23 protein-coding genes and 1 tRNA gene are annotated in these 25,572 nt (G+C 68.2%); 9 read left to right on the top strand and 15 right to left on the bottom strand.

The window, feature by feature from the left end; genetic code table 11:
- Positions 1-6 precede the first annotated feature (6 nt).
- The 7 genes from H9Q09_RS20060 to H9Q09_RS20090 form a co-directional block, all read right to left on the bottom strand.
- Positions 7-306, bottom strand: a complete 300-nt coding sequence (locus H9Q09_RS20060) for a DUF1289 domain-containing protein (protein ID WP_187392510.1) — start codon at positions 304-306, stop codon at positions 7-9.
- 161 nt (positions 307-467) lie between these two features.
- Positions 468-932 (bottom strand): iron-responsive transcriptional regulator RirA, encoded by a 465-nt coding sequence (rirA, locus tag H9Q09_RS20065; protein WP_024348786.1) that lies wholly within the window; start codon positions 930-932, stop codon positions 468-470.
- A 149-nt stretch (positions 933-1,081) separates the two neighbouring features.
- The gene (metH, locus tag H9Q09_RS20070) at positions 1,082-4,879 is read right to left on the bottom strand and encodes a methionine synthase (protein WP_187392511.1); all 3,798 of its coding nucleotides are present in this window, start codon (positions 4,877-4,879) and stop codon (positions 1,082-1,084) included.
- Positions 4,880-5,939: 1,060 nt separating this feature from the next.
- Positions 5,940-6,425, bottom strand: coding sequence for a DoxX family protein (locus tag H9Q09_RS20075; RefSeq protein WP_187392512.1), 486 nt, complete (start codon positions 6,423-6,425; stop codon positions 5,940-5,942).
- Entirely contained in the window at positions 6,418-7,212 is a 795-nt protein-coding gene (locus H9Q09_RS20080; RefSeq protein ID WP_187392513.1) for a DNA-binding domain-containing protein, read from the bottom strand. The genes H9Q09_RS20075 and H9Q09_RS20080 overlap by 8 nt, the downstream gene beginning before the upstream one ends.
- Complete coding sequence (locus tag H9Q09_RS20085; RefSeq protein WP_187392514.1) at positions 7,209-8,111, bottom strand: DUF692 domain-containing protein; 903 nt, start codon at positions 8,109-8,111, stop codon at positions 7,209-7,211. The genes H9Q09_RS20080 and H9Q09_RS20085 overlap by 4 nt, the downstream gene beginning before the upstream one ends.
- A 74-nt stretch (positions 8,112-8,185) precedes the next feature.
- On the bottom strand, positions 8,186-8,482 hold the full coding sequence (locus H9Q09_RS20090) for a DUF2282 domain-containing protein (protein ID WP_024348792.1): 297 nt from the start codon (positions 8,480-8,482) through the stop codon (positions 8,186-8,188).
- A 188-nt stretch (positions 8,483-8,670) separates the two neighbouring features.
- On the opposite strand from H9Q09_RS20090, the gene H9Q09_RS20095 reads away from it, so the two are divergent.
- From H9Q09_RS20095 to H9Q09_RS20105, 3 genes are all read left to right on the top strand, one after another.
- Positions 8,671-9,225 (top strand): sigma-70 family RNA polymerase sigma factor, encoded by a 555-nt coding sequence (locus H9Q09_RS20095; RefSeq protein ID WP_187392515.1) that lies wholly within the window; start codon positions 8,671-8,673, stop codon positions 9,223-9,225.
- A gap of 4 nt (positions 9,226-9,229) precedes the next feature.
- Positions 9,230-9,865: an NrsF family protein gene (locus H9Q09_RS20100; protein WP_187392516.1), complete on the top strand. Its 636-nt coding sequence runs from the start codon at positions 9,230-9,232 to the stop codon at positions 9,863-9,865.
- A 130-nt stretch (positions 9,866-9,995) separates the two neighbouring features.
- A complete protein-coding gene (locus tag H9Q09_RS20105; protein ID WP_187392517.1) occupies positions 9,996-10,991 on the top strand; it encodes a threo-3-hydroxy-L-aspartate ammonia-lyase in 996 nt (331 codons plus the stop codon).
- A 55-nt stretch (positions 10,992-11,046) separates the two neighbouring features.
- On the opposite strand, the gene H9Q09_RS20110 is transcribed toward H9Q09_RS20105, so the two are convergent.
- Together H9Q09_RS20110 and H9Q09_RS20115 are read right to left on the bottom strand one after the other, a co-directional pair.
- Entirely contained in the window at positions 11,047-11,709 is a 663-nt protein-coding gene (locus H9Q09_RS20110; RefSeq protein ID WP_187392518.1) for a protein-L-isoaspartate(D-aspartate) O-methyltransferase, read from the bottom strand.
- A 73-nt stretch (positions 11,710-11,782) separates the two neighbouring features.
- Positions 11,783-12,712: an NADP-dependent oxidoreductase gene (locus H9Q09_RS20115; protein WP_187392519.1), complete on the bottom strand. Its 930-nt coding sequence runs from the start codon at positions 12,710-12,712 to the stop codon at positions 11,783-11,785.
- Between the two features lie 207 nt (positions 12,713-12,919).
- On the opposite strand from H9Q09_RS20115, the gene H9Q09_RS20120 reads away from it, so the two are divergent.
- On the top strand, positions 12,920-13,708 hold the full coding sequence (locus H9Q09_RS20120) for an aldolase/citrate lyase family protein (RefSeq protein ID WP_187392520.1): 789 nt from the start codon (positions 12,920-12,922) through the stop codon (positions 13,706-13,708).
- 78 nt (positions 13,709-13,786) lie between these two features.
- Here the strand turns inward: H9Q09_RS20120 and H9Q09_RS20125 are convergent, their stop codons facing one another.
- Both H9Q09_RS20125 and H9Q09_RS20130 read right to left on the bottom strand, forming a co-directional pair.
- Complete coding sequence (locus tag H9Q09_RS20125; RefSeq protein ID WP_187392521.1) at positions 13,787-14,902, bottom strand: helix-turn-helix transcriptional regulator; 1,116 nt, start codon at positions 14,900-14,902, stop codon at positions 13,787-13,789.
- Positions 14,903-14,993: 91 nt separating this feature from the next.
- Positions 14,994-15,392, bottom strand: a complete 399-nt coding sequence (locus H9Q09_RS20130) for a hypothetical protein (RefSeq protein WP_187392522.1) — start codon at positions 15,390-15,392, stop codon at positions 14,994-14,996.
- Positions 15,393-15,726: 334 nt separating this feature from the next.
- On the opposite strand from H9Q09_RS20130, the gene H9Q09_RS22555 reads away from it, so the two are divergent.
- On the top strand, positions 15,727-16,179 hold the full coding sequence (locus H9Q09_RS22555) for an FGGY-family carbohydrate kinase (protein ID WP_246716253.1): 453 nt from the start codon (positions 15,727-15,729) through the stop codon (positions 16,177-16,179).
- Entirely contained in the window at positions 16,176-17,027 is an 852-nt protein-coding gene (locus tag H9Q09_RS20140; protein WP_187392523.1) for a TIGR01459 family HAD-type hydrolase, read from the top strand. The genes H9Q09_RS22555 and H9Q09_RS20140 overlap by 4 nt, the downstream gene beginning before the upstream one ends.
- Positions 17,028-17,073: 46 nt before the next feature.
- On the opposite strand, the gene H9Q09_RS20145 is transcribed toward H9Q09_RS20140, so the two are convergent.
- A complete protein-coding gene (locus H9Q09_RS20145) occupies positions 17,074-17,748 on the bottom strand; it encodes a class II aldolase/adducin family protein (protein ID WP_187392524.1) in 675 nt (224 codons plus the stop codon).
- A gap of 82 nt (positions 17,749-17,830) precedes the next feature.
- Positions 17,831-18,724, bottom strand: coding sequence for a sugar-binding transcriptional regulator (locus H9Q09_RS20150; RefSeq protein WP_210315448.1), 894 nt, complete (start codon positions 18,722-18,724; stop codon positions 17,831-17,833).
- A 689-nt stretch (positions 18,725-19,413) separates the two neighbouring features.
- Here H9Q09_RS20150 and H9Q09_RS20155 point away from each other — a divergent pair.
- Complete coding sequence (locus H9Q09_RS20155; protein ID WP_187392526.1) at positions 19,414-21,084, top strand: BCCT family transporter; 1,671 nt, start codon at positions 19,414-19,416, stop codon at positions 21,082-21,084.
- Between the two features lie 1,037 nt (positions 21,085-22,121).
- On the opposite strand, the gene H9Q09_RS20160 is transcribed toward H9Q09_RS20155, so the two are convergent.
- Positions 22,122-22,198: transfer RNA gene (locus H9Q09_RS20160), tRNA-Met, on the bottom strand.
- A 227-nt stretch (positions 22,199-22,425) separates the two neighbouring features.
- Between H9Q09_RS20160 and H9Q09_RS20165 the strand changes: the two genes are divergently transcribed.
- Positions 22,426-23,385 carry a Gfo/Idh/MocA family oxidoreductase gene (locus H9Q09_RS20165; protein ID WP_246716254.1) on the top strand — a complete coding sequence of 320 codons (960 nt, stop codon included), beginning with the start codon at positions 22,426-22,428 and terminating at the stop codon, positions 23,383-23,385.
- Positions 23,386-23,465: 80 nt separating this feature from the next.
- Here H9Q09_RS20165 and mnmA read toward each other — a convergent pair whose 3' ends face one another.
- Complete coding sequence (gene mnmA, locus H9Q09_RS20170; RefSeq protein ID WP_187392528.1) at positions 23,466-24,638, bottom strand: tRNA 2-thiouridine(34) synthase MnmA; 1,173 nt, start codon at positions 24,636-24,638, stop codon at positions 23,466-23,468.
- 373 nt (positions 24,639-25,011) lie between these two features.
- On the opposite strand from mnmA, the gene H9Q09_RS20175 reads away from it, so the two are divergent.
- On the top strand, positions 25,012-25,302 hold the full coding sequence (locus H9Q09_RS20175) for a DUF1153 domain-containing protein (protein ID WP_024348827.1): 291 nt from the start codon (positions 25,012-25,014) through the stop codon (positions 25,300-25,302).
- Positions 25,303-25,572: the final 270 nt, after the last annotated feature.

Here is a 25,572-nt window from a genome sequence, read left to right on the forward strand (position 1 = left end):
CCCGGTTCAGGTGTCGTCGCCCTCCACCGGAATCGGACAGGGAACGCCCTCCCGCTCGCATTTGCGCCGGTAGGACATGATCCAGAAGGCCGGGTTGCGCGCCGATTCCTGCAGGCGCCCGATCAGCGTCTCGATGAACTCGCGCTTCTGCTCCGCACCGCCCGACGACGGGAAGGCCTGCTTCTCCGCCTTGGTCATCGAGCAGCCGACGCAACGGCCCTGGCGCTTGTATTTGCAGATGTCGACGCAGGGGGACGGTGCGGTGGCCCAGGCGGCGTCCGCGGCGTCGGTAACCTTGGTATCCATGAAGTGGGCTGGCCGCTGTTGACGAGATGGCGGGTGACGGCCGGCATATAGGAGCGCCGCCGCCATCCTGCCAGCGGTCTCACACACGCACGTCACACGCAGGAGGGCGACCGGCGCGCCATGAGTGCGCCGGTCCCGTCAAACGATCGCAGGGATGCGCGTCAGCTCGCCGCGGCGAGCCCGTGCACCGGTTCCATCAGGCCGAGCCGCCGGCGCATGAACGCCTTGTTGCCCAGGAGATCGTCGATCGTGTAATTGCCCAGCGCGCCGAGAAACGCGTTCAGCGCCTCGCGCAGGGCCGAATTGAGCTCGCAGCTCTCGATCAGCGGGCAATCCACGGCGCCGGTCTCGAAGCACTCCGCCAGGGCGAAATTCTCTTCGGTCACTTCCACGACATTGCGCAGATTGATCGCCGCAGCCGGCCGCGCCAGGCGCACGCCGCCATTGCGGCCGCGCACCGTCTCGACCATGCCGGCCTCGACCAGCGGCTGCAGGATCTTGAACAGGAACAGCTCCGACGCCGAATAGGCTGCCGCGATATCCTTGATGCGACTGAGCTGGCCACCATTGGAGGCGCAGTACATCAGGATCCGGATCGCGTAGTTCGTCTGGCGGGTAAGCCGCATCAAATCGTCCTCGACCATCGTCGCTGGTTAACTTCCAGCGAACCCAATCTAGAACGATTCCAGCATCATGAGAAGGGGAAGCGGGAACCGCGCAGCTGCACGGCCCCGTTTCGTCCCGTTTCGGCGCCGCAGGCGCGGCGCCCTGTGCCCTATTCCGCCGCCTGTGCGGGCGTTTCGGCGGCCGCCGTCGGAATGTAGTTGAGGATCGGCGCCAGCCACCGCTCGACCTCGGCGACGGGCATGCCCTTGCGCGCGGCATAATCCTCGACCTGGTCCCGCTCGATCTTCGCAACCCCGAAATAATAGGAGTCCGGGTGTCCGATATAGAGGCCGGACACCGACGAGCCCGGCCACATGGCGTAGCTCTCGGTCAGTTTCACGCCGGTCGTGGCTTCCGCATCAAGCAGTTCGAACAGCGTCGTCTTCTCGGTGTGGTCCGGCTGGGCCGGGTAGCCCGGCGCCGGCCGGATGCCGGCATAATCCTCGCTGATCAAATCTTCCGGCGTGAAGGTCTCGTCCGGCGCATAGCCCCAGAATTCCCGCCGCACCTTCTCGTGCATTCGCTCGGCGAAGGCCTCGGCGAATCGGTCGGCGAGCGCCTTGACCATGATCGACGAGTAGTCGTCATTGGCCTTGGCGAAGCGATTGGCGATCGCCTCCTCCTCGATCCCGGCGGTCACCACGAAGCCGCCCACGTAATCCGCCTTGCCGCTGTCCAGCGGCGCGACGAAGTCGGCCATCGCGACGTTCGGCCGGTCGCCGCGCTTGGTCAGCTGCTGGCGCAGCGTGTAGAGTGTCGCCAGCTCCTCCTTGCGGTCGTCGCCGGTGAACAGGCGGATGTCGTCGCCCACCGAATTGGCCGGCCAGAAGCCGATCACGGCCCGCGGCTGGAACCACTTCTCGGCGATGATCTGCTTGAGCATGGCCTGCGCGTCGTTGAACAGCGACCGCGCCGCCTCGCCCTGCTTCTCGTCCTCCAGGATGCCCGGATAACGGCCCTTCATCTCCCAGGTCTGGAAGAACGGCGTCCAGTCGATGTAGCGCGACAGCTCTTCCAGGTCCCAGTCCGTAAAGACCCGGGTGCCGGTGATCGCCGGCTTGACCGGCTCATAGGCCGCCCAGTCGCTGACCTGCGCGTTGGCGCGGGCCTTAGCCAGCGGCAGCCGCTTCTTGTCGCGCTCGCCCTTGCGATGCGCCTCGGCGACCTTCTGGTAGTCGGCCTTCACGCCCTCGACATAGGCGTCGCGGGTCTCCTTGGAGAGGAGATGCGACACCACGCCGACCGCGCGCGAGGCATCGGTGACGTAGACCGTCTGGCCCCGGTTGTAGCCCGGGTCGATCTTCACCGCCGTATGCACCTTGCTGGTCGTCGCCCCGCCGATCAGCAGCGGAATGTCGAAGCCCTCGCGCTCCATCTCGGCGGCCACATGCACCATCTCGTCGAGCGACGGCGTGATCAGGCCGGACAGGCCGATGACATCGACCTTCTCCTGCCGCGCCGTCTCCAGGATCTTGGGGGCTGGCACCATCACGCCGAGATCGATGACCTCGTAATTGTTGCAGGCCAGGACCACGCCGACGATGTTCTTGCCGATGTCGTGGACGTCGCCCTTCACGGTCGCCATCAGCACCTTGCCGGCGTTCGAGCGCTCGTCGGTGCCGTTCAGCCGCTTCTCCTCCTCCATGTAGGGGAGCAGATGCGCCACGGCCTGCTTCATCACCCGGGCCGACTTGACCACCTGCGGCAGGAACATCTTGCCGGCGCCGAACAGGTCGCCGACGATGTTCATGCCGTCCATCAGCGGCCCCTCGATGACGTGCAGCGGACGGTCGGCCTCGAGCCGCGCCTCTTCGGTGTCCTCGACGATATATTCGGTGATGCCGTTGACCAGCGCATGGGCGATGCGGTCCTGGACGCTCTTCTCGCGCCAGGTCAAATCCTTGGCCTTGGCCTCCTTGCCGCCGGCGCCGCGCCAGCGCTCGGCCAGCTCCAGCAGCCGCTCGGTCGGGTCGCCGCCATCGGCGCGCTTGCGGTCGAGGACGACGTCCTCGCAGGCCTCGCGCAGTTCCGGATCGATCGACTCGTAGACCGCCAGCTGGCCGGCATTGACGATGCCCATGTCCATGCCCGCCTGGATGGCGTGGTACAGGAACACCGCGTGCATCGCCTCGCGCACGGCCTCGTTGCCGCGGAACGAGAAGGACAGGTTCGACACGCCGCCGGAGATGTGGGCGCCCGGCAGGTTCTGGCGGATCTGGCGGGTCGCCTCGATGAAGGCGACGCCGTAGCCGTTATGCTCCTCGATGCCGGTGGCGATCGCAAAGACGTTCGGGTCGAAGACGATGTCCTCCGGCGGGAAGCCGGCCTCTTCGGTCAAGAGCTTGTAGGCGCGCGTGCAGATTGCGACCTTGCGCTCCAGCGTGTCGGCCTGGCCCTGCTCGTCGAAGGCCATGACCACCACGGCGGCGCCGTAGCTGCGCACCAGCCGCGCCTGCTTCAGGAAGCTCTCCTCGCCCTCCTTCATGGAGATCGAGTTGACCAGCGCCTTGCCCTGCACGCATTTCAGACCGGCCTCGATCACCTCGAACTTGGAGGAGTCGATCATCACCGGAACCTTGGCGATGTCGGGCTCGGCCGCGATCAGGTTCAGGTAGTCGATCATCATCTGCTTGGAGTCGATCAACCCCTCGTCCATGTTGACGTCGATGATCTGGGCGCCGTTCTCCACCTGGCTGCGCGCAACGTCGAGGGCGGCCGGCAGGTCGTTCGCCTCGATCATCTTGCGGAAGCGGGCCGAGCCGGTGACGTTGGTCCGCTCGCCGACATTGACGAAGGGAATCTCCTTGGTCAGCGTGAACGGCTCCAGGCCCGACAGGCGCATCAGCGGCGCGATGGTCGGCACCTTGCGCGGCTTGTAGCGCGCCGCCGTCTCGGCCACCGCCTTGATGTGGTCCGGCGTCGAGCCGCAGCAGCCGCCCAGGACGTTGACGAGCCCTTCCTCGCAGAAGATCTCGACCTCCTTGGCCATCTGCTCGGGGCTCTGGTCGTATTCGCCGAACTCGTTCGGCAGGCCGGCATTCGGATAGGCGCAGACGAAGGTGTCCGCCGCCGCCGAGATTTCCGCCAGGTGATCGCGCATCGCCGCGGCGCCAAGGGCGCAGTTCAGGCCGATGGTGAAGGGCCGGCCGTGCCGCACCGAGTGCCAGAACGCCGTCGGCGTCTGGCCCGACAGCGTGCGTCCGGACAGGTCGGTGATCGTGCCGGAGATCATGATCGGCAGCGTCACGCCCTTTTCCGCGAATATCTCCTCGCAGGCGAAGATCGCCGCCTTGGCGTTCAGCGTGTCGAAGATCGTCTCGATCAGGATCAGGTCGGAGCCGCCGTCGATCAGGCCGCGCAGCTGCTCGCCATAGGCGATGCGCAATTCGTCGAAGGTCACGGCCCGGTAGCCCGGATTGTTGACGTCCGGCGAGATCGAGGCGGTGCGGTTCGTCGGTCCGAGCGCGCCGGCGACGAAGCGGCGCTTGCCGTCCTTCTCCTCGGCGCGGATGCAGGCGCGCCGGGCCAGCCGCGCACCGTCGCGGTTCAGCTCGTAGACCTGGTCCTCCATCTGGTAATCGGCCTGGGCGATCGTGGTGGAGGAGAAGGTGTTGGTCTCCAGGATATCCGCGCCGGCCATGGCATAGGCGTAGTGGATGTCCTCGATCGCCTGCGGCTGCGTCAGGTTCAGGAGATCGTTGTTGCCCTGCAGGTGGCATTCGCAGGCGCCGAAGCGATGCCCGCGGAAATCGTCCTCGCCGAGGCCCAGAAGCTGGATTTCGGTGCCCATGGCGCCGTCGAGCACCAGGATACGCTCGGAAACCGCCTTGCGCAGCGCCGCGGACGCCTCTGCCGGCGAACGGCCTTCGGTCATCGCCCCGAAAAGCTTGTCGGACGTCTCTGTCATGGCTTCACCGTTTCCTTGTCGCTCCGCGGCAAATCACATAAACATATCCTTATGTCAATATTTGCCACGGCGTCGGCCTGTCTGCGCCCACCCTTACACCATGCCTGCGACGGATAGAATTCGAGGGGCGCCGCAGATGTTTGCGCCCGCGCCTGACAGGCGGATGACCGCTGCGGTGGAGGTGAGCGTCAGGCACTCTCCGTCACACGGCAAACCGACAGCGTCATCGGATGCGTCGCCCCTGGGCAGGAGAGCGACATCGGCCGCCATCGCAGCCGCCGCGTCACCCCCGCCATCCGCAGAAAACACACCCCACCTCCCCACTCGGCGTCATCCTCGGGCTCCGACCCGAGGACCCATGCCAAGCCATCCCAACCGCCGCCACGCCGCAGACCGCGCCCCTCCTCCCCCGAAGCGGCACTGGCACCGCAGAGGAATGGGTCCTCGGGTCAAGCCCGAGGATGACGGCATTGGTGTTTGCGCCCTCGCCTAACAGGCCGATGACGGCTGTGGCGCTGGTTAGCGTCAACGCTCGCCCCGCCCCATGGCAAGCCGACGGCATCGCCGCATGCGTCCCCCCCCGGCAGGACACTGACATCAACCGCCGCCACCGCAGCATCGCGTCACCCCCGCCGCCCGCAGAAAACGCACCCCACCTCCCCACTCGGCGTCATCCTCGGGCTCCGCCCCGAGGACCCATGCCAAACCGTCCCAACCGCCGCCACGCAACAGAACGCCCCTCCTCCCCCAAAACGACAGCGGCACCGCAGAGGAATGGGTCCTCGGGTCAGGCCCGAGGATGACGGCGTGGGTGGAAAGGCGCCGCACAATCGGCAACGTCAGCCTTGCACAAGCTTCAGGGCGTACCCATCTGTGTGTGGTGCAACGCGTCCCTGACTTGTCAGGTCGATGCGCCCAGGGTCTTCTGCTCTTCGTCCGACCACGGATGTACTGGCGAGTCGAAGAGTGAGGCCCGCACATTGTCTCTCGCAGACAACGCGGAGCCGCCGGGCAATGTCCCTGGCGGCTTTTTCGTGTTCGGTCGCCGGATCGGGCCGCCCTAGACGGACGGCATCCCCCGCGGCCGGGCGCGGGCCCCGTCGCCGAAAAGCAGCGAGTCCAGCGCCAGCCGGCCTCCGCCGAAACACATCAGCGTCAGCGCCATCGCCGCCCAGGGCAGATGAAAATTCGCCCAGCCCTCCGGCACGGTGATCTGGATCACCGCGGTCATCGCCAGGAGCGCGAGCGCGGCAAAGCGCGTACCCAGCCCCAGCACCAGCAGGATCGGCAGCACGATCTCGGCGATCCCCGCCAGATGCGCGCTCAGGATCGGCGCCGGATAGGCGTATTCGGCGCCCAGGATGTGCAGCTTGAACTCCTGCGTGAACAGATAGCGGGCGCCGCCAGAGAGTTGCAGGAAGCCGTCCCACTTGGTCAGGCCGGACCTGTAGAACGGCACGGCCAGCGCAACCCGCAGGGCTAGCAGCGGCAGGTCCGCCGGAACCGCGCCCAGCGCCGCCTCGGCACGGATCAGCAACTCACGCATTCCCTGTCTCCCTGTCGCGAAAGCCGGTCACGGCGCCCAGATCGATGAGCGCGATCAGCGCCTCCCCGAAGGCGAAGGTCCGGTCCGCGTCGACAGCCGCCCCGGCCGCCTCCGCCAGGCTGGCACCATTGATCAGCGCCGCCACGAAGGGCACGTCGCAAGGCGGCAGGATGGTCGAGCGCAATTCCGCATCCGGCCGCGTCACCAGCACCGCCTCAGCCCGCCAGTGTTCGACCGGGCGCACCGGCTGCTGCTGATGGTGCGACCAGATCGTGCCGACGGGATACGCCGAGCGCACCAGCCGCACGGCCGGATGCAGCACCAGCACCGTGGCATCGAGCCGCGACGGGTCGAGCCCGGCAAGGCCCGCCCGGTCCAGCGCGTGTGCTTCCGCCGCGTGATAGGCCTGCGTCAGCGCGACCTCGAGCCGGACGACATCGGCGAGATAGGGCAAGCCCTCCGCCGGCGCGAAACCGGCGGCGAAGCCGGCAAAGCCGTGGCCGTATTCGAGCATCACCGGCGAGGCGGGCTTCTCGGCGGCCACATAGGCGCGCGCCATGATCTGGAAGAAGGCGTCGCCGACCAGTTGCCGGACCACCGGAAACGCCTTTTCCAGCGCACCGACCAGCCCGACATGGACATTGTTGCGATAGACCGCGAAGCGGCGGGCGTCGCGCGTGCCGCGATGGGTCGTCAGCCCCGCCGGCATCTCTGCCTCCGCCGCCGTCAGGGCGGCGATGAAAGCCTGCGCGCCGATCGCCGGCGCGGTTCCCGCCACCGCGCTCATGCCGCCGGCCGGACGCGATGATATACCGGCCGCGCATCGGCCAACGCCCCTTCCACCCGTGCGACCTCGTCCATCAGCGCCGCAAAGGGCGGCACGTCATTGTCCCATTCCACCAGCGTCGGCAGCGGGCCGCTCTTTCGCAAGGTGTGCCGATAGAGCGCGAAGACGTCGGGCAGCACCGGCGCGTTGTGCGCGTCGATCAGCAGCCGCTCGCCGGCATCGTCCACCGTCTCGTCATAGCCGGCGAGATGGATCTCCCCGACCCGCTCCAGCGGAAACCGGTCGATATAGGCAAAGGGGTCAAGGCCGTGATTGACCGCCGACACCATGACGTTGTTGACGTCCAGCAGCAGGCCGCAGCCGGTCCGCTCGGGAATCGCCGTCAGGAAGTCGATCTCGTCGATGCTGGATTCGGCGAACAGGAGATAGGTCGAGGGGTTCTCCAGCAGCATCCGCACGCCGAGCGTCTCCTGCGTCTCGGCGACATGCGCGACCACCCGCTCCAGCGTCGCCGGCGTATAGGGCAGCGGCAGGAGATCGTTGAAGAACGCGCTTTCGTGGGTGGACCAGGCCAGGTGCTCGGAAAAGCTCGCCGGCCGGTAGCGCTCGATCAGCGCTTTCAGCCGCGCCAGATGCGCCCGGTCGAGGGCGCCCTCGCCGCCGATCGACAGGCCGACACCGTGCAGCGACAACGGGTAGCGGGCGGCGATCGCCGTGAGATAGCGGTGCGGCGGACCGCCGTCGCCCATGTAGTTCTCGGCATGGACCTCGAAGAAGCCGACCGCCGGGTCCGTTTCCAGGATCTCTCCGGCATGTTCGAGCTTCAGGCCCAGCCCTGCGGCGGCGGGCAAGGGCGATGTATCCGCCACCGATACGGCGGTCTTGCGATGTGACGACATGGGGGCAGCCTCCCGGAAGCCAGCGTCGGGGGGAAGGCCCGGCTTGAGGGCCGGGCCTTCCGGTCAGGGCCGTGTCAGCTCGGCACGTCGCGGGTCAGCGGCTCGGTCGAGCCCATGCGGTCGCCCGGCACGTCCATGGTTTCGCAGGTCCCGGCCGGCACCGCCTTCCACGCATTGCCCTGGTAGTCGACGCTGGACGTGCCGGCGCAGGTCGTGCCCGGGCCGGCGGCGCAGTCGTTCTGGCCGGCCAGCGCCACGCCGTAGCACTTCACCGTATCCTTGCTGTCCTGCGCCGAAGCCGGCAGCGCCGAGGCGGTCAGGGCGGCGGCGAGCGAGCCCGCCAGTGCGAGATTGAGAGAGCGACGGTCCATGAAATCCTCCTTCGAGACCTTTGATCGCGCGACACCGTTGCCGGTCCCGCCTTCCTGTCTTCGCCCTCGCTGCCCGGTTCGTTACGCCGTTTCGACCATCACCATCATGTGAACCGTGTTGCGCCCTGCCGGCGGAAAAATTCGCCATGCTGCGAAACATCCAAGGCACTGCGCGCGAAGGACCAGACATGAAGCCTGCCTCGCCCGTCCGGCCCGGACGACTGGAATCCCTTTTGATGGCGGCCAACGCCGGCGACGACGGCGCCTATCGTGATTTCCTGCAGGAGGTCGCGGGCCTTCTGCGCGGCTTTGCCCGCGCCAAAGCGCCGGTGCATGCCGGCGGCTTCGATCCGGAGGATCTGGTCCAGGAGATCTTGATGGCGGTGCATCTGAAACGACATACGTGGCGCGAAGGCGAGCCCGTGAAGCCGTGGCTCTTCGCCATTGCCCGCCACAAGGCGATCGACGCCTATCGCCGCGAGGGCCGGCGCATCAATCTCGACATCGCCGACTTCACCGACACGCTGGACGATCCCGCCACCATGCCCAACGCCAAGGCCCACGATATCTCCCGCGCGCTCCTGTCGCTGGCCGGCCGCCAGCGGGAGGTCGTCGCCTCCCTGTCGGTCCATGGCCATTCCATCACCGAGACCGCCAGTCGCCTCGGCGTCACCGAGGGCGCCGTGCGGGTCGCCTTCCATCGGGGCCTTGCCGCGATCGCCGCCAGATTCGGACGGACCTGACGCCATGCAGACCGACACCCTCATCGACACGCTGGTCGCCGACCGCCAGCGCACCGCGCCCGAGACAGGCCCGTCCTGGCTGCTGCTCGCCCTCGTTGCCGCGGTGCTCGCCGGCCTCGTCTTCTTCACAGCCATCGGCGTCCGGCCGGATTTCGCCGGCGCGCTGCAGACCATCCGCTTCGACTTCAAATTCGTCGTCACCGGACTGCTGGCCGTCACCGCCATCGTCACGATGCGGGCGTTCTCGCATCCCGGCGAGCCGCTGCGTCGGCTGTGGTGGCTGGCGCTGCCGGCCGGGGTGATGCTCGCCGCCGTCCTCGCCGAGCTGATCGCGCTGCCGTCGGACACATGGATGGCCTATCTCGTCGGCTCCAACGCACTGATGTGCCTGACCGCCATCCCCTCCATGGGTGCCCCGGCGCTGATCGTCTTCCTGTGGGCCCTGCGCCGGCAGGCGCCGACCCGGCCGGCCCTGGCCGGCGGGCTCGCAGGCCTGGCGGCCGCCGCCGTCGCCGCCATCTTCTATGCGGCGCAATGCACCGACGATTCGCCGCTCTTCGTCGCCGTCTGGTATCCGCTGGCCGCCTCCGCGCTGGTCGCGGCGGGCGCGCTTCTGGGCTGGCGGCTCCTGCGCTGGTAGCCCTTCGGGCGTCGCAGCACCCACGCCTCGCAGCCTCGGGCGGCGCCCCTTTACATCGCCCCATCGCTCACGTTGAACACGGCGCATGGGCGCGGGGTGCAGCCGCGCCGTTCCAGATGAGGCGTCTTCGATGACCGCAATCGCAACCGCCGGATCGTCTTCCGGCACCCGCCTTCCGACCTTCGCCGATGTCGCCGCCGCGCGCGCGCGCATCGCCGGCATCGCCCACCGCACGCCGGTCCTGACCTCGCGCTTTGCCGACGCGCGGACGGGCGCGACGCTCCTCTTCAAATGCGAGAACCTGCAGCGCGCCGGCGCCTTCAAGTTCCGCGGCGCCTGCAACGCCATCGCCGCCCTGCCCGAGGATGCGCGCCGGCGCGGCGTCATGGCCTATTCCTCCGGCAACCACGCCCAGGCGATCGCGCTGGCCAGCCGCATCGAGAACGTGCCGGCGACGATCCTGATGCCGGCCGACGCCCCGGCCATGAAGGTCGCGGCCACCCGCGGCTACGGCGCCGACGTCATTACCTACGACCGCTACAGCGAGGACCGCGAGGCGCTCGCCAACACCGTCGCGACGGATCGCGGCCTGACGCTGATCCCGCCCTACGACCATCACGACATCATCGCCGGACAGGGCACCGCGGCGGCCGAACTCTTCGCCGAGACCGGCCCGCTCGACATCCTCCTGGTCTGCCTCGGCGGTGGCGGCCTCCTTGCCGGATCGGCACTGGCCGCAAGCGAACTGTCGCCCGGCTGCCGCGTCATCGGCGTCGAGCCGGAGGCCGGCGACGACGGGCGCCAGTCCTTGGCCAAGGGCGAGGTCGTGCGCATCGACGTGCCGCGCTCCATCGCCGACGGCGCGCTGACCACCCATCTCGGCGACCTCACCTTCCCGATCATCCGCGACCGGGTGGATTCGATCGTCACCGTGCCCGACGCGGCGCTGGTCGACGCCATGCGCTTCTTCGCCGAGCGCATGAAGATGGTGGTCGAGCCGACCGGCTGCCTGGCCGCCGCCGCCGCCTTCACCAGCGTGGTGCCCTGCGAAGGCCAGCGCGTCGGCATCATCGTCAGCGGCGGCAATGTCGACGTGGCGAGCTACGCCCGCTTCCTCGCCGACTAGGCGCCCCGTCCCGCCGACACCGGAGCCGCGCCTGCCGCCGGCGCCTACCGCGCCCTCAGCCGCCGGCACCGCCCGAAGCGTCCGGCCAGCCTTCGCGGCCGATCAGCGGCACGAAGGCGACCATCTCGAGCACGGTCTCGTCGAATTCCGTGGCCGAGCGCCGGGTGATCCGGCGCAGTTCCTGGCCCTGCCGCGTCCGGCCGACCGGGATCACCAGCCGCCCGCCGATCGCCAGTTGCGCGCGCAGCGCCTCGGGAACCGCCGGCGCGGCCGCGGCCACCAGGATCGCGTCGAAGGGAGCGGCGCTTTCCAGCCCGCGCGTGCCGTCCCCGATGGTCACCGCGACATCGTAGCCGAGCGCCTGCAGCCGCTCGCGCGCCGCCTCGCCCAGCGCCGCATCGCGCTCGATCGAGACGATGGTCGCCCCCATCTCGGCCGCGACGGCGGCGGCATAGCCCGAGCCGGTGCCGACATCGAGCACCCGGTCCCCCGGCGCGATCGCCGCCGCTTCCAGCATCCGCGCGACGATGTAGGGCTGCGAGATCGTCTGCCCGCCGCCGATGGACAGCGGGCCATCCACATAGGCAGACGACGCCAGCGCCTCCGGCACGAAGGCCTCGCGCGGCACCCGTCCCATGGCGTCGAGCACGCGGCGGTCCGAGATGCCGTGGCGCACGAGCTGATCCTCCACCATCCGGCGGCGCAGTTCCTCGCTCATCGGCTTCCTCCCTGGTTTGCGGTCGCCCTCGCGCAGCTCTTCCCTCGCCTTGCCGCTGCTCCGCTGCCGCCGCTTACGACACCGGACTGAGCACGATCTTGCCGCGCACATGGCCGGTCTCGATCCGCTCATGCGCCGCCGGCAGGTCGGCGAACGCCATGGTCGCGATCTCCGGCGGCCGCACGGCGCCCGAGGCGACGAGGTCGAGGATCCGCGTCAGATGCGCCCGGTCGCGCCCGACATGCGGCCGCACGATCCGGATGGTCTCGGGCGTCGCCATGTCGGCCGGCCCCGGCGCGATATGCACCAGCAGGCCGCCGGGCTTCAGCACCTTCAGCGAGCGACGGTGCACCTCGCCGCCGATCGTGTCGAACACCACGTGGCAATCGGCCACCGCCTCCTCGAAGGACGTCGCAGTATAGTCGATGACGCTGTCGGCGCCGAGATCGCGCAGATAATCGTGGTTGCGGGCGCTGGCTGTCACGAACACCTCCGCACCGACATGCCGGGCATATTGCACGGCGAAGCTGCCGACGCCGCCGGCCCCGCCATGGATCAGGATGCGCTGGCCGCGCGCGAGCTGCGCCACGTCCTCCAGCGCCACCAGCGCCGTCAGCCCGGTCAGCGCCAGCGCCGCGGCCTCGACATGCGACAGCGCCTCCGGCTTGCGGGCAACGAGCGCCGCCGAAAGCACGACCTTGCCGGCGCAGGCGCCCTCGTGGCCGCGGTCGAGCACCCCGAACACCGCATCGCCCACCGCGACATCGGTCACGCCTTCGCCGAGTCTCGCGACCGTGCCGGAAAAATCCCGGCCGAGCGTCAGCGGAAAGCCGATGGCATCCGCCCCCGGCGAGCGGCCGGCCCGCAGCTTGGCGTCGGCCGGATTGACGCTCGCCGCCTTAACCGTGACCAGCACCTCGCCCGGCCCCGGCACCGGATCGGGTACCTCGCGCAGCATCAGGCTGTCCGCCGGTCCGAATTCATCGATCTGCCAGGCCTGCATGGCCGCCTCCCCCTCAATTGCGCCGATGTGGCGACGAGCCGAAACTGGCGGGCGCACCACCGTCCCGCAGCGGCACCGCCTCCTCGCGTTCCCGCCGCGTTACCCCTTATGGCCCTCCACCCAAAAGAAAAGAACCGGCGAGACGCTTTCGTCCCGCAACTTTCCCGCCTATCACTTCATCAGGCAACCTGACGGATTGGAGGACCCATGGCGCATCCCGTGACCGCTCGCGAGAACCGGCTGAAGACCCGCGTGGCGGCGGGCGAGAAATCCTTCGGCGTCTGGCTGCAAAGCGCCAATGCGACCACGGCCGAGATCGTCGGGCTCGTCGGCTTCGACTTCGTCATCATCGATCAGGAGCACGGCACCGGCGACATCCAGTCGGCGATCGACATGATGCGGGCGCTGAACGGCACGCCGGCCACCGCCATCATCCGCGTGCCGGCCGCCGACCCCGCCTATCTGAAGCGCATCGTCGATGCCGGCGCCGAGGCCGTGCTCGTCCCCATGGTCAATTCCGCCGCAGAGGCCAAGAGTGTCGTCGACGCCTGCCTCTACACACCCTTCGGCCAGCGCGGCAACGCCGCTGCCGTCGTGCGCGGCTCGCGCTACGGCCTGGTGCCGGACTATGTCGCCACCGCCCATGAGCAGCTGTTGGTCATTCCGCAGATCGAGACCGTCGAGGCCGTCGCCAATGCCGAGGCGATCGCCTCGGTGCCCGGCGTCGACATGGTGTTCATCGGTCCCGCCGATCTCTCTGGCAGCGCCGGCATGCCCGACCAGACCGGTGCGCCCGAGGTCGATCGCCTGATCGCCGAGGCCGAGGCCGCCGTGCGCCGCGCCGGCAAGCCGCTGGCCACCGTCCCGCGCCAGGGTCGCAGCTGGCAGCAGCTCCTCGGCGAGGGCTACGCCGCCGTCGCTTCCGGCAGCGACATCGCCTGGCTGCGCGATGCCGCCCTTGCCCAGGCGAAGGAATGGCACGATTTCGCCGGCTGACCGGCGCTTGGCGGGCTGACCCTGCCGCGCGCAGCCGGGCCGCTTCCCCGGCCCCCGCCTCCACGGCGGCGACAGGTATCAATCCCCGTCGGCCTTGCCGGCCGCGGTCGGGTCCGGTCCCGGAACATGCAGCCCGGCCAGCAGGCTGACGAGCTCGGCCTGCCGGGACAGGCCGGTCTTCATGAACACCGCCTTCAGCTGCGAGCGGACGGTCTCCGGCGAATTGCCGGAGATCCCGGCCAGCGTCTGGATGGTGCCGCCTCGGGCGATGCCGCGCGCGACGCGGGATTCGGCCGGCGTCAGGTCGAACAGCCCTTCGATGATGTCCGCCGACGGCACCTCGCGGCGCGTCACCGGCGTGATCAGCAGAACCGCCGAGGCCGAGAAGAAGATGTCCCGCGCCGCCAGCCGCACCGGCACCAGATGGGCGATCATCGGCGGATGCCCTTCGCGCGCCGCCAGCGGGATCGAGCGCATCGACCGTGCCCGTCCTTCCGACAGGACATCTGCCAGCAGCGCATCGGCGCCCGGGTCGCTGAAGGCGACGCGCTTGCTGCCGTCGCGGATCACGTCGGGGATCAGCGCCTCGAACAGCCGGTTCGCCGCGGCGATGCGGTGCGACAGCGACAGCACCGCCCCCGGCAGGCCGACGAGGCCGAGCATTTCCGTCGCCGCATGCGCCCGCTCCAGCTCCAGCCGCCCGGACAGGACGGCCGCCCGCGCCAGATGCGGCCGCAGCGCGTCGAGCTTGTCCACGGCGGCACGGTCGAACGGGCCGTCGTCATAGCGGCGCTCGAAAGTGTAGAGCAGCTTGTCGCCGGTCGGCACCTTCACGCAGGTCCCCGCGCACCAGCCGAAACCGCGCGGCCACAGAAACTCCGAATAGAGCGGCTGCGCCGCCAGCTGCTCGCGTGTCATGATGTCGAATTCGGTGATGAAGGCCGGGTCCTGGTTTGCCAGGCCGTACGGCGTCCGCACGTCCATGTCCGGCCGGCCCAGGGCGGCGAAGTCGGCAAGCAGGTCGGACATCATCTTCGAACCGACCCAGCGCATGCCGTCCGGATGCAGGTCGAGCAGCGCGCCGCCGCAGCTTCCCACGTCTTCGGCGACGTCGTGGAGAATGGCCGGCCAGAACTCGCCGACGAAGGCAGCCTCGTAAATCCTGTCGACAAGGTCCGTCTCGCCGCGTGGCATGCTCCGCTCCGTCCGATCGCCGTCAAGCCATCAGACGCTACGAATTACATCCTCTGCGTGCAAGCGGGATGCATCGCCTGCATGTCGCGCCTCACGCATGTCCCTCGCGCTCGACCACCCGCAGCACGTAGTCGCCGAGGAAATCCGGCGTGTCCGGATCGTAGCGGACAGTCGCGATATAGGGGTACTCGTCGGTGAAGGTCCCGAGGTCACCGCTCGCCGAGAACAGCAGCGTCGGGATCCGCCGGCGCTTGAGCACCGCGAGCACCATCGGCAGATAGCGGCAGCGGGCATCGACGCCGACCACGGCCACGTCGTAGTGGCGGCGCAGAAGGTAGCCGAGCTTCGCCGGCAGGCTGATGCAATCCGCCAGGATCTCCCGGCCGAGGAGGACGTCCTCGATGAACGCGGCCACCAGCGGGTCGTCGACCAGCACCAGCGCCTCCAGGCCGGACACCCTGCCACCGAAACTGCCGGCCCCGTCCATCATCGCCCGATACCCGCCATCCGGCGCACGCACCGCGCCCCTTCGAGGACGGGAATGCGCCGACGCCTTCCTGCGGAACTGCGGCTCGAAACGGTGGCACCCGCGACAGCCTGTTGCATGATCGTGCCCTTCGGTGCGCGGGCACTGGCCCGCATTGTTCCCATGGTCCCGCCGGTCGCCCGTCTCCGCATCCCCCGTTTGAGGGATACGCCCGGCAAACCGGCCGCATCGGCCGTCACGCCCCAAGAGAACCGGGCGCGGGCGACGATTCGGCCGGATTTCCGGCACCTCATATACTGAAACCTTCCGCAACGTCGCTTGATAGACGCATCAGAAGTTGAAAAATTTTACGCGTGCTGAAAAGAGCCGCACAGGCCGGACAGCCACATGGGGAGCGAAACATGATCGCCACGGCTGCGCCGCCTCGTTTGACCACCGCTCCGTCCCTCCGGACGCCGGGTGCCGTCCTGCCGATCCGCCATTGCATCGATCGCACAGCCCCGACGCCATCCCGCAGCCATGCCTGACGCCGCGCCCGGCGGAGGATACGATTTTCCTGCAGGGGCCCCTCGAAGGCATCGCGCGGATCGAGGCGATGGGGTATCGCAAGCTCGACGCACGCGGCGCCCCGCCGCTTCGCAGTGTCCGCACGGTGGGCGGCGGCGCCCTCAACACGGCCTGGACTCAGATCCGCCAGGCCATGCTGGGCGTGCCCTTTCTGCCGGCACGGGCTTCGGATGCGGCGGCGGGCACGGCCCGTCTCGCCCTCGGCAGGAACGCCCTCCCATGACCGGTCACGCCATGCAGTTCGACAGACTTCGCGACATCGCCGAACGCTACGACGCCTTCTTCCTCGACCAGTTCGGCGTCGTCCACGACGGCACCGCGGCCTATCCCGGCGCGCCCGAGGCCGTCGCGGCGCTGGCCGGCCTCGGCAAGCCGGTGCTGTTCGTCACCAATTCCGGCCGGCCGGCGGCCTTCAACGAGGACCGCCTCGCCCGCCTTGGCATCGCGCGCAGCCTCTATCTGGCCTGCGTCACCTCCGGCGACGTCGCCATCGGTCTCTGCGAGGACGGCACCATCCCGCTGCCGCGGGATCGCGAGATCCGCTGCCTGACCCTGTCGAGCCCCGGCGACACCAATTTGTCCGACCGGCTCGGCTGCCGCGCCGTGGAGGCCGCCGAGGACGCCGATCTGGTCGTCATCGCCGGCAGCCAGGCCGACCGCATCGCCATGGCCGATTACGAGAACCGCATGCGCCCCGCCGCCCGCCGCGGCGTGCCCTGCATCTGCACCAATCCCGACCGCCAGATGCTGACGCCGCAGGGCCTCGTGCCGGCCGCCGGGGCGATCGCCGACCTCTATGCGGCGCTCGGCGGCGAAGTGACCTTTGTCGGCAAGCCCTATGGCGAGATCTATGCCGCGGCCCATGCGCTGATCGCCGACATCCCGCCGTCGCGGATCCTGTGCGTCGGCGACAGCATCGACCACGACATGGCCGGCGCCGCGTCCTTCGGGGCAGCCAAGGCATTGGTGCGCACCGGCATCCTCGCCGGCGCCGACGATGAGACGGTCGCCGCCCGGATCGCGAAGGAAGGCGTCACCGTCGACCACCATCTCGCCAGCCTGCAATGGTGAGCCGGCGATAGCGCCGCGCCTCTCCCAGTTCGGCGATACGCGCGTCTCAGCTGGCGATGGCGTCGCGCGATTGCAGGCCGTAGCTGCCGAACCCCTCCAGCACCTCGGCGATCTCGGCATCGCTCAGATTCACCGGACCGCCCGGCAGCAGCAGGCTGTGATGATATTGCTGGGCCAGCGTCTCCAGCTCGACCATCCGCCACATCGCCTTGGCGAGATCGCTGCCGATGGTGATGGCGCCGTGATTGGCGAGCAGGCACCCCGTCCGCCCGTCCAGCGCCGCCAGCGCTTCGCGGGACAGCGCTTCCGTGCCGTAGCGCGCATAGCCCGAGCATTTCACGTCGGTGCCGCCGAAGACGGCGACCATGTAGTGGCAGGCGGGAATCGCGCGGCGGGTCATTGCCAGCGTCGTGGCGAAGATCGGATGGGCATGAACGACCGCGCCCGCATCCGGCCGCGCGCGCAGGATGTCGCGGTGAAAGCGCCATTCGGTCGACGGCTTCAGCGGCCCCGACCAGTCCGATCCGTCCCCCTCCAGCGGCACGGAGACGATCATCTCCGGCGTCAGCGCCTCGTAGGGCGTGGCGCTCGGCGTCAGCAGCATCGCATCGCCGTGTCGCGCCGAGATATTGCCCGACGTGCCCTCGTTGATCCCGTTGCGGTTCATCTCCAGGCACAGATCGATGATCTGCTGCCGCACCGCCCGTTCGCTGTCGCGCATTTCCCGCTCCCTCTCGATTGTCACTCTCCCCGGAACAGCGCCCGTGCTCCGGCCCCCGACACGGACCCGCGCAAACCGCCCCTCACCCGGCGGCGTTCTCCGCCAGGATCGCCCGGGCCGTCACCTCGTCGGTCACCAGCCCGTCCAGGAATTCGCTGCGCAGCAGCGCCAGGATCGGCGAGACCTTGTCGGCCCCGCCCGCCAGCGCCACGACCCGCGAGGCCCGCAGATGGTCCAGCGTCGGCGACAGCGCCCGCGCGCTCACGGCCTCGGCCACCGGCTGCCCCGCCGCGTTGAAATAATGGCCGAGCAATTCGCCGACCGCCTCGCCCGCGCGGATTTCGCCGATCTCCTCGGAGCCGACCAGACTGGCGGTGAACAGGAACGCGTCCTCGGTCACGTCGCCGATGCCGGCAAAGACCAGCGGCGCCGAACAGGCGAGGTCGAAGACTTCGCCGACGCCCGGCTGGCTCAGCAGCACCGCCTTGTCCTCGGCCGTGTTGGCGAAGGTCGGCAGCGGGATCTGGAAGGCCTCCGCGCCGGTCTTTTCCGCCAGCCGGTGGATGACGTCGTAGGGATTGGCGGCAAAGCGCCGGGTGAAACCGCCGAGCACCGAGACGAAGCGCGTGCGCCCGGTCGCCACCGCCGGCATGGCGTCAACGGCCGCTGCCAGGGTGCGGCCATGGCCGACGCCGATCAGCGCGTGTTCGCCGCGCTCGATCTCGTTCTTCAGGAAGTTCGCGCCGGCGATCCCCAGCACCCGCAGCGGCAATGCCGTTTCCTCGCCGAGATCCGGCGCCACGCTGCAGAATTCCAGCCCGAAGCGCTGGCGGATCGTCTCCTCCAGCTCGAGGCATTCGGCCACTTCCGCATCGACGAAGACCCGCACCAGCCCGTCGCGATTGGCGCGGGCGATCAGCCGATGCGCCTTGATGCTGGTGACGCCGAGCCGCTTGGCGATCTGGCCCTGGGTCATCCCGCCGGAAAAATACAGCCAGGCGGCCCGCGCCGCGAGACCGGCCTCCCCGTACTCGTCATGGCGATGTGGCGCCTCGTTCGGCACGGCAATCTCCCGGTTCCGCGGACATCGCCGCACGCCAATTCACCGATCGCGCAGCGTCGCGGGAGCTATCCACCGCCGCCGCACGCCCGGCAAGCCTCACCCCCGGCGCCTGCCGCCGACTGTACAGAATCCTAGAGACGGGCCCACAGAATTGCAAAATATTGCGTCATGCGCATAGATTTTCATGCCGCTGCGGAAACCGAGGCGGCTCCCGGCGGAGGAGGCGTTCCTAGCCTTTACTGCCTCGAACTCGCCTTTCGCGAGCGCGAGCCCGCTGACCGCCAGGTCGTGGCGGCCCTCGCCGAATCCGTCGCCCACTAGGCCCCATATGCCCACACCGGCCTCGCGCCTGCGGAAAACGATCGCGTGCCATCGCGCACCTGACCGGCCCGCCGCCCGCGCGGTTTCACCCAGCGCCCGGCCCCTGCGGTCACCGGCGATCCGCTACGTACAAGCCGCGCCACGGCGCCCCCACATCGCGGCCGATCGCGCCCGTGCCGGCCGGGGCGCGGCCACCTTTCGAAGCGCCCATTTCGTGGACTTTCCGCCGGACCGCCCCATAAGTAGCTGACCAAACGACGCGAAACGGAGCTCGATCGACCATGGCTGGCATGCGACCGCAGGAACGCCTCTGGATTTTCCCGAAGGTCAATCGCCCGGTCTTCCTCGTCTCCGCCCTGCTGATCGTCGCCTTCATCGTCTTCGGCGCGATCTTCAGCGATTTCGCCAATACCGTCTTCACCGGCGTCCAGGGCTGGCTGACCGGCTATTTCGGCTGGGCGATGATCGTCCTCGTCAATGCGCTGCTGGTCTTCGTCGTCTTCCTGGCGCTCGGGCCCTTCGGCGACGTCCGCCTCGGGCGCTCGGACGAAAGCCCCGAATATTCGCTGTTCTCCTGGACCTCCATGCTGTTCAGCGCCGGCATCGGCATCGGCCTCATCTACTGGGGCGTCGCCGAGCCGATGTACCATTTCTTCGCCCCGCCGAACGCCGAACCGGAAACCGTCGCCGCCGCCCAGGAGGCGATGGCCATCAGCTTCATGCATTGGGGTTTCCACGCCTGGGCGATCTATGCGGTCGTCGCGCTGGCGCTGGCCTATTTCCACTTCCGCAAGGGTCTGCCGCTGGCGATCCGCTCGGCCCTGTTCCCGCTGATCGGCGACCGGATCTACGGCCGCTGGGGCGACCTCGTCGACATCATCGCCGTGTTCGGCACGATGTTCGGCATCGTCACCTCGCTCGGCCTCGGCGCCATCCAGGTGAATACCGGCCTCACCCAGCTCTTCGGCGTGCCCGAGCATGTCGGCGTCCAGATCGCGATCATCGCCGCCATCACCGGCATGGCCACCCTTTCGGTGGTCGCCGGCCTCGACGGCGGCATCAAGCGCCTGTCCAACATCAACATCGTCCTGACGCTGCTCTTCCTCGCCTTCATGGTGATCGTCGGGCCGACCCTGTTCATTTTCGACAGCTTCGTCGGCAATTACGGCTACTACATCAGCCGCCTGATCCCGCTCGGCACCTGGAGCGAAAGCTGGCGCGCCGGCAACGAGGCCGGCGACTGGCAGAACAGCTGGACCATCTTCTACTGGGCCTGGTGGATCAGTTGGGCGCCCTTCGTCGGCGTCTTCGTCGCGCGCATCAGCCGGGGCCGCACGGTCCGCGAGTTCATCGTCGGCGTCATGCTCCTGCCCTGCACGATCATGTTCTTCTGGTTCACCGCCTTCGGCGGCACCGCCATCTCCATCTCGCTCACCGGCGATCCGGCGCTGATCGAGGCGACCAGGGAGAATTACGCGAACACCATGTTCGTGCTCCTCGGCTACTTCCCCTATTCCGGCGTCGCGTCCCTCTTCGCCACCGTCTTGATCGTCATGTGGTTCGTGACCTCCTCCGATTCGGGCAGCTTCGTCATCGACATGCTGACCGCCGGCGGCGATCCCAACCCGCCGAAGATCCAGCGCATCTTCTGGGCGGTCTCCGAAGGCGCGGTCGCCTCGGTCCTGCTCCTCGCCGGTGGCCTGGGCGCCCTGCAGGCGGCGGCGGTCATCGCCGGCTTCCCCTTCGCGGTGGTGCTGTGCCTGATCGCCTGGGGCCTGATGCGCGCCCTGCGCTGGGACGACCTGATGGTCCACCGCCACCGCCAGCGCTTCCGCAGCGACGCCGAGGCCGAGCACAACATGGGCACGGAAGCCCACGACGCCTATGCCGAGCTCCCCTCCGCCGGCGAACCCGACACCCCGCCCCCGTCCTCCGCCGTCCCGGCGGAGTGATGGCGGAAGATTGAGGGACGACGTAGCCCAGCTGCTACGACAGGTGGGAGTGCCACCGTGCATCCCGCCGGTCTTTGCTTGGAGTGTCTGACGTCTGCGCGACACGCTGCCGGGCTGCACCGCCACACGGCACGACGCAAGATTGGCCAGATTCAGAGCGTCGCCCCGGTGAATTCACTTGGAAAAGTTGGGCAGGAAGAATGGTAGCGGGAGGGATTTGAACCCCCGATACGCGTCGAGCGGCTCAGAGAGCAAATAACTTTCAGAACGGATTTCCCACTATATTCCACGACGATAGATTTAAAGGTTAATGCTTGATCTGCGGATCACAATAGGGAGGTGGCTTTTGGACACGACACAGATACCTAGTGAAATCCTTCGGCAATGGCAGAACCCGAGTATACCTATCGTAGTACGCTCTGCCATTCGCGGAGAAAAACTTACAGCCAGATTGCCCTATCGCTCTGACAATAGAGAGTGGTTATTTGGCCTTGCAACTGGGCGCCGCAAACCGGACGTAAGATGGTCACCAAACGAAAAGTCATGGAAGTTCCCAGTCAGTTGGCTCAACCGCTTCGTCGATCGGGGCTTGGAACGATATGAACGACTATATGTCGTTCAGCCATACCAAGAGATGGAGAAGTGTGCTCCAGCCTGCCGGAATGCAGTTGGGCATGAGTGTCAGTGCTCATGTATGGGAGCGAACCACGGAACCGGAGATGGAGGTGGGTGGTTCGATGTTTCCGAAGCCTTTGCTTTTCGATGGGGTCCTACCTCGGCAGCGATCAGGCTAATGACCCGGAAAATCTCGGTATGTCAGTGAATACTTACTGTCCAACGAGCAACCTTGGAAAAAGGCTTAGAATTAATCGAACGATACCACAGCTGGGTGAATATCAGCTCAAACGTGGAACAAACCGACCCCCATCGCCTTCAAGCCCACGCTCTTGTCGTCCAGCATGGCACCCTGAGCGCTCCACGGGCCAGTAGGCCCGCGATGCACGAGACCCAACCGCCTGCACTGTCTGAGAGATTAATGGTAGCGGGAGAGGGACTTGAACCCCCGACACGCGGATTATGATTCCGCTGCTCTAACCAGCTGAGCTACCCCGCCACGGAGCGGATCGTCGCAACGACCGCTCGGAACGAGGGCGGATATAGGAGAGGGCGCCGACGCCTGTCAATGCCTTCGCTGAGCTTTCGCCCAGGAAGCCGCGATGCGGTGACGATCGGCCCCTCGGGCCGCAGGTCTGCGCGCCCTGCGCCGCGCTTTGCCGCGCCCGACTTGCGAGGCGTCCGCCGCTTCGCTAGGTCGAAGCCATGTCAGCTGAGGTCCATGCCATGTCGCCAAGAATCGCCGTCGTCGGATGCGGGCAATGGGGCCAGAATCATATCCGCACCCTGGCCGAGATCGGTGCCCTGACCGCCGTCGCCGACCGCAACCCGGACCGCGCGGCAGCCTTCAGCGAGCAATATGGCGTTCCCGCGCTCGCGCCCGAGGCCGCCATCGCCTCCCCGGACATCGACGCCCTCGTCCTGGCGCTGCCGGCCTCGGTGCATGGCGTCACCGCCCGCGCCGCCTTTGCCGCCGGCAAGGACGTCCTGATCGAAAAGCCGATCGCCCTCGACCCGGCCGACGCCGAACGCACCGCCGCGGCCGCCCGCGAGGCCGGACGGCTGTTGATGGTCGGCCATGTCCTGCGCTTCAATCCGGTGTTCCGGGCGCTCTGCGACGAGGTCGCCGCCGGCCGCATCGGCACGCTGCGCCACATGATCTCCACCCGCATGGGCCTCGGTCGCTTCCTCGGCATGGATGTGGTCTGGGACCTCGCCCCGCACGATCTGTCGATGGTGCTGCATCTGGCCGGCGCCCATCCGGTCGATGTCTCCTGCCGCCGCCGCACCGTCCTCAGCGACGAGACCGACATCGCCGACATCGTCATGGACTTTCCCGGCGGCGTCGGCGCCGAAATCCACGTGTCGCGGGTCTCGCCCTATCGCGACCGGCGCTTTTCGGTGATCGGCACCAAGGGCATGCTGACCTTCGACGACTTGGCGCCCGAGGGCGAGAAGCTCGCCTTCTACGCCCACACGGTGTGGCGGACGGACAATGCCTTCGCCTTCGAGAATGCCCCGGCGCAATATCTGGAGACCGAGCCGGGCATGCCGCTGGATCGGGAATTGCGGCACTTCATCGAATGCATCGGCACGCGGGCCGAGCCCGAGACCGGCGCCGACGAAGCCGTCGAGACGGTGCGGATCCTGTCCGTCGCCTCGCCGCTGGCGCGCACGCCCGGCTGACGGTGAAGAAGGCGGCCGGCGGGAAAATCTGCCGGCCCCGCGCCCGCCTGAGCGCCTGCGTGCTTCCCGCCTGATCGCGCCTATTCGGCGGCCAGCACCGGCGCGGCGCGCTGCGCCCGCTGCGGCCGGTCGGTCTCGCTGATCACGCCGCCGCCCAGCACTTCGGCGCCGACGCCCTCGCCGCGATAGAAGACGCAGGCCTGCCCCGGCGCGACGCCGTCCTCGCCCGAGGCCAGCTCCACCGTCCAGACGCCGTTCTCGACATGGATGCGCGCCGGTGCCGGCGGCCGGGTCGAGCGCACCCGCACGTAGATCTCCTCGTCCGCCGCAGCCATGTCGGCCGGATCGGTGCGGCCCAGCCAGTTCACGTCGCGCAGTGTCAGACGACGCGTCGCCAGCGCCTCGCGCGGGCCCACGACGACCTGCGCCGTCGCCGGGTCCAGCGCCACCACATAGAGCGGGTCGGCCGCGGCAATGCCGAGACCCCGGCGCTGGCCGATCGTATAGTGCACGATGCCGGCGTGGCGGCCCAGATGCCGGCCGTCCAGATGGACGATGTCCCCGGGCTCGCTGGCTTCCGGCCGCAGCTTGCGGATGACGTCGCTGTAGCGGCCCTTGGCCACGAAGCAGATGTCCTGGCTGTCGGGCTTGGCGGCGACGACGAGGCCGTGCCGTTCGGCCAGCTCACGCGTCTGCGGCTTGGTCAGCCCGCCCAGCGGGAAGCGCAGGAAGTCGAGCTGCTCCTGGGTGGTGCCATAGAGAAAATAGCTCTGGTCGCGGTCGAGATCGGCCGGCCGGTAGAGGCTGCGATGGGCGCCGTTCTGTCGGCTCTCGATATAATGGCCGGTCGCCAGTGCGTCGGCGCCCAGATCCTGCGCCGTCGCCAGGAGGTCGCGGAACTTGACCGTCTGGTTGCAGGCGACGCATGGGATCGGCGTCTCGCCGGCCAGATAGCTGGCGGCGAACGGATCGATCACCGCCTTGCGGAACCGGTCCTCATAGTCGAGCACGTAATGGTGGATGCCCAGCGTCTCGGCGACGCGGCGGGCATCGTGGATGTCCTGGCCGGCGCAGCACGAGCCGGCACGCCGGGCCCCCTCGCCCGCATCGTAGAGTTGCAGCGTGATGCCGACGACGTTGTAGCCCTCCTCCTTGAGGATCGCGGCCACGACGGAGGAATCGACGCCGCCCGACATGGCGACGACGACGCGCGTGTCGGCGGGTGGCTTCGGCAGATCGAGACTGTTCGACATCGGCCACTCCGGCAGCGTGTTCGAATGGACGGGATGTGGGTACGGGAATGCCCGCTTCTACCCGCAGGCGGGGACCGAATGCAAAATCCCTGTGGCGGCAGCATGACGGCGAGGCCGACTCGCGACGCGCAAAAAACTTCGCCGCGGCCGCTATTTTCCGCCTCCGCGGGGCGCCGATCGGGGCTTGCGGCCGCGAAATGCGGATTTTCGCAGGCCACTTTTCACGCCGTCAGGGCGAAAAAGCCCGGATTCGCAGGCAGTTGGCCAATTGCTTCAAACTGTTATCGAAACCTTACGCGACGCTTGACGGATTTTTTAGGAGCGGCGTTCTAGGTTGGGGCTCGATTAGGTCTTGAGTGTTGTAGAGAGTACAATGACCGATCAGGTTAGACCACGCGTTAAGTACGTCATTGGCCCCGACGGCAGCCCGTTGACGATTGCCGACCTGCCGCCATCCAACACCAGACGTTGGGTCATCCGCCGCAAGGCCGAGGTCGTTGCCGCCGTGCGCGGTGGCCTCCTCAGTCTCGATGAAGCCTGCTCGCGGTACACGTTGACCGTCGAGGAGTTCGTCTCCTGGCAGATGTCCATCGACCAGCACGGGCTTGCCGGACTGCGCACCACGCAGATCCAGGAATACCGCAAGAAATCCGACCTTCACTGACGGTCGGATCGGGCCCCGCCTCGTGCGGGGCTCTCAGCGCCCGGCTCCGGCCGGCCGCAAACCCGTTCATCCGCGCCCCGCGGCCGCCTCACGGCGCCGTGCCGTCGCCGATCGAATCGCCTGGACCGCGCCGAGCACGAATCCGCCGGTCCGATTCCCGCTCCCCTCCCTTTACGCTTTCCTTCCGCCCGTTTGCCGGCCGTTCGCCTGCTTGCGTCCGCCTGTCGCGGCATCGCCGCGTGGCCGATCCCCGATACGGAAAATGCCAGG

The sequence above is a fragment of the Aurantimonas sp. DM33-3 genome, from assembly GCF_014334315.1.
Taxonomy (GTDB): domain Bacteria; phylum Pseudomonadota; class Alphaproteobacteria; order Rhizobiales; family Rhizobiaceae; genus Aurantimonas; species Aurantimonas coralicida.